The following is a 3,563-nucleotide window of genomic DNA, read 5'->3' on the forward strand; positions in this document are numbered from 1 at the left end:
CTGTTGAATACAGAAATCATCTTCTTGATGCCGCCTAACTTTTTTTAAAATGTCCTTTACAAAGGGTACGGATTATGGTGCATGGTTGCTTTTTTTAAATAAGAAAACCATAGCCATGTAAGGATGATAATAGCAAAGAGAATGATTAGTATTTGTGAGAATTTCATAACATGCTCCTTTTAAACTATAGTATTTGTATAAAGAAGTGTTTGTAAAGGAGTGAAGAGATATTCCTTATGGAGTGCATTATATTAAAAAAAGAGGACGCTCATATGGCGCCCTTTAGGGTGTATTCTTTTTTTCTTTATATCCTAAATGTTGTTCTAATGCCTCTACAAGCATTTCAGAGAAATTGACGTTTTGTTTTGCTGCGTGTTCTTCTAAATAAGAAGGAAGAGTAACGTTCTTTCTTTTATAAACAAGTTTGTCTTGTTTCCTTAATGGTGGCATCCAGACATCAATTAAGAAAGCATATTCATCTTGTTCTAATTCTACGCTCTCAATTGTAGAAGGCTCAGGAATCGGATCGTTATCTTCTTCCATACCAGATAAATGAAGTCCTAATGCTTCTCTACCTTCCTTTAAAGCATCTTCTTGTGTATCTGCATGAGAAACGCAACCAGGAAGGTCTGGAAAGTAAATACCGTAACCATCTGAAGACTTTTCAAGGATAGCTGGATAAACATAATAGTCTTTTTTCATAATTTGTTTTTATAACGATTTCTTGTATAATTAGGGAAAGCAAGGGGCGGTTTATAACCAACCCGCTTGCTTGTAGATTGAGCGAAGTGTACCTTTCGGAATATCCTTGCACGGATGTTTCACGGTTACTTTGCCAACCCTAGAAGGATGTTTGAACTGATGGTGGCTGCCTTCAATGTTCACTATAAACCATCCTTCTTTTTTTAACCTCTTAATTACTTCCCTACTAGAAATCGTTATTACCTCCTTTCAACTTTCTATATTCATTATAATACACATTTCAATGCGCATCAAGTGTAAAGCGCGAATTTCTTTGTTTTTTTTTGTATATATTTTTAAGTGGAATAACAAATACATATGTGTGATAAAGCATTCATAACTGGGTGCTTTTGTTTTGGGGGAGGATAAAAGATGGATAAACTAAATAAGCAACAAATTTTAATGGACGTATATGAAAAATTCATATACACAATTGGTGTTGTATGTCAAAATAATCGAGAGAAAAGCATAGCAATTACAAATGCTGAAACAGCATATTTGTGGGCGAAGAAATCTTTGGAGGAAAATGAACAGAAATAGCGAAGAATAACTATGTAGTAATAATTAAAAAAGTTAGGATGTAACATCCTAGCAAAGAGAAGTAGTAGTGATTCTAATTAGTATCTGTATTCTACCATAAACTCAGGATCATTTTGCCAGAAGTAACTCACCACTGGTTTACCGTTTGCAACATCGTCTTGATCAGCTGGAAGGCTTTGTTGATTGATATCCACTCCTGTAGTATTAACAACAGTAGAACCTGTTGGTAAAATACTAATAAAACGAATTTGGCTAGTTGCAGGCATATTAAATCCTTTAAACGGTACCGTAGCATATAAGAAATACGAACCATTTTCATTTGGATACACTGCATATTCATAGCTAACTCTGTAAAAATAATCTGAACCGATTTGTTCAGGAACTACCTTTGTAAGGTATTTTCTTACTAGCCCTAACATAGCATCTTCTTTAGTCTCTTGATCTCTATTTGGATCAGAAGATTCAGTTGCAAAATCACTTAGAGCTTCATTAATATAAGTTTCAGTCATTGGTGCTAAGTTTACGTGACTTAATTTTAATATCTCAAAGATATCTTGAGGGATTAGTTCCATTTGGGGTGGAACTAAAAGTGAATCTGTTTCAGTGATTGGCTCGTTTAATTGAAAAGTTGCCTCTACTTTTGCAATATCATAAGTTTTACCATGTTTAGATGTTGGGATGATAGTAATTAATGTTTCTTGGTTCATACAATTGTACATGTTTTACCACCTTTATTAAGTTTATTTACTACTTCTCTTTAATAAGACGTATTCGGCAAATTGTGACAAATATCCTTTTAAAGTATCATTAATTTTTTAAGGCGCTACCGTAATTTTGGTGGCGTCTTATTTGGTGTTAAAGAAAAAACGGAGGGAAAATAAATGAAACTAACTAAACAAGAACAAGCGGTTATAATCAGCACATTCATTTCGATGTTAGGAACAGATCTTGTAAATGAGCGTATCGATAAATAAAAATTAGAAAGTGTGCTTCCTATCTTTAATGAGATGGAAGATAACACAACACCAAAGCAAAGAAGAGAAGCAATGATTAGTTTGCTTGGTAAAACGGTAGATGAATTCTTAAAGCAATAGCCATAAAAAAAGGAAAAGCAACTCGCATGGGGGCGAATCACTTTTCCTGATGGCAATGTTAATTTTATTATAGCAACTTGTATTTATTTGTAAATATATAATCGGAATATTCTTTTAAAGGAGAGTGAAGATAATGGAATTAACTAAGATTGAGATAGCTGTCGCTATTAGTATGTTTAATGTGGCATTAGGTGAAGATGAGTTTGGGAATTATCTTGAGAAGTGTACGAGTGAACATTCATTAGAACAATTCGTTGAAATAACTGAACAGATCGCTAATAATACAACAATAAATGAGATGAGAGAATCTAGTGTAAGTGCAATAAATAAGCTTATTCATGGTTTATTAGAAGAATAAGGAGTGAGGATAAATGCAAGTCTACTGTTCTAACTGCAATGAAGATTACGATATGCAACCACAAGTAGCACAGCTTCCAAAAAGAATTGAGAAGTGTTTCTATATTTGTCCTCATTGTGGCCATGAGCATGTTGCTGCATATGTGAACGATAAGATTCGTAAACATCAAGCGGATATAGCTAAGTGTCATGAACGGATTAATAAAAAGAATATGGCCATCGGGGATGAAATGAAACGGTTAAGAAAGAGGATGGAAGGTGCCAAGTAAACCATTCAAGCCGTGCAAGTCGTTAGGTTGCAACGAACTAACACGGGATAAGTATTGCGCTAAACATATCGAAAAGGAAAAAGAAACTGTAAGATATTACGACAAACATATTCGAAACAAAAGCTCACGTTCATTCTACAACTCAAGATTGTGGAAGGATATGCGTGAGCTTATTTATCGTAGAGATCATGGTCTATGTGTTCAATGTAGAAGCAAGGATATCATTAAGATAGGTGATGTGGTCGATCATATCATACCTATTCGTGTTGATTGGTCAAAACGATTAGAACCATCTAATTTACAAACACTTTGTCATGCTTGCCACAATAAGAAAACAAAAGAAGATGAAAAGAAAAACAAAAAATAATTCGAAAGAAAAAATTCATAAACACCCCCCCACCATGAAAAAGCAAAAGGCGACTCCCTGGAGACCGCCGCCTAGCTTTCCGTGCAAAAAGTTCGTTTTATTCTACAAAAGGGGGTTCAGCCACACATCCATCAACTTAAGGATTTAGACTATTCTTAAACTTAAAAGCACGTTACTATTCTCTTATGTTAATGA

Annotated in this window: 7 protein-coding genes and 1 pseudogene; 5 read left to right on the forward strand and 3 right to left on the reverse strand. The window is 34.2% G+C overall.

The window, feature by feature from the left end; all coding sequences use genetic code 11:
* Window positions 1-282 precede the first annotated feature (282 nt).
* Entirely contained in the window at window positions 283-702 is a 420-nt protein-coding gene (locus PDQ33_RS28465; RefSeq protein WP_270757078.1) for a type II toxin-antitoxin system HicB family antitoxin, read from the reverse strand.
* Between the two features lie 51 nt (window positions 703-753).
* The gene (locus tag PDQ33_RS28470; protein WP_333563978.1) at window positions 754-942 is read right to left on the reverse strand and encodes a type II toxin-antitoxin system HicA family toxin; all 189 of its coding nucleotides are present in this window, start codon (window positions 940-942) and stop codon (window positions 754-756) included.
* A gap of 171 nt (window positions 943-1,113) precedes the next feature.
* Between PDQ33_RS28470 and PDQ33_RS28475 the strand changes: the two genes are divergently transcribed.
* Complete coding sequence (locus tag PDQ33_RS28475) at window positions 1,114-1,281, forward strand: hypothetical protein (protein ID WP_270757076.1); 168 nt, start codon at window positions 1,114-1,116, stop codon at window positions 1,279-1,281.
* A gap of 77 nt (window positions 1,282-1,358) precedes the next feature.
* Here PDQ33_RS28475 and PDQ33_RS28480 read toward each other — a convergent pair whose 3' ends face one another.
* Window positions 1,359-2,000 (reverse strand): hypothetical protein, encoded by a 642-nt coding sequence (locus PDQ33_RS28480; RefSeq protein WP_270757075.1) that lies wholly within the window; start codon window positions 1,998-2,000, stop codon window positions 1,359-1,361.
* A 162-nt stretch (window positions 2,001-2,162) separates the two neighbouring features.
* Between PDQ33_RS28480 and PDQ33_RS28485 the strand changes: the two are divergent.
* The 4 genes and pseudogenes from PDQ33_RS28485 (at window position 2,163) to PDQ33_RS28500 (ending at window position 3,368) form a co-directional block, all read left to right on the forward strand.
* Window positions 2,163-2,375: pseudogene (locus PDQ33_RS28485) on the forward strand (hypothetical protein).
* 133 nt (window positions 2,376-2,508) lie between these two features.
* Window positions 2,509-2,733, forward strand: a complete 225-nt coding sequence (locus tag PDQ33_RS28490; RefSeq protein WP_270757073.1) for a hypothetical protein — start codon at window positions 2,509-2,511, stop codon at window positions 2,731-2,733.
* A 13-nt stretch (window positions 2,734-2,746) separates the two neighbouring features.
* On the forward strand, window positions 2,747-3,001 hold the full coding sequence (locus PDQ33_RS28495; protein ID WP_270757072.1) for a hypothetical protein: 255 nt from the start codon (window positions 2,747-2,749) through the stop codon (window positions 2,999-3,001).
* Window positions 2,991-3,368: an HNH endonuclease gene (locus tag PDQ33_RS28500; RefSeq protein ID WP_001139457.1), complete on the forward strand. Its 378-nt coding sequence runs from the start codon at window positions 2,991-2,993 to the stop codon at window positions 3,366-3,368. Before PDQ33_RS28495 ends, PDQ33_RS28500 begins: the two co-directional genes overlap by 11 nt.
* Window positions 3,369-3,563 lie beyond the last annotated feature (195 nt).

This window comes from Bacillus cereus group sp. Bc031 (genome assembly GCF_027716265.1).
In the GTDB taxonomy this organism is placed as follows: domain Bacteria; phylum Bacillota; class Bacilli; order Bacillales; family Bacillaceae_G; genus Bacillus_A; species Bacillus_A paranthracis.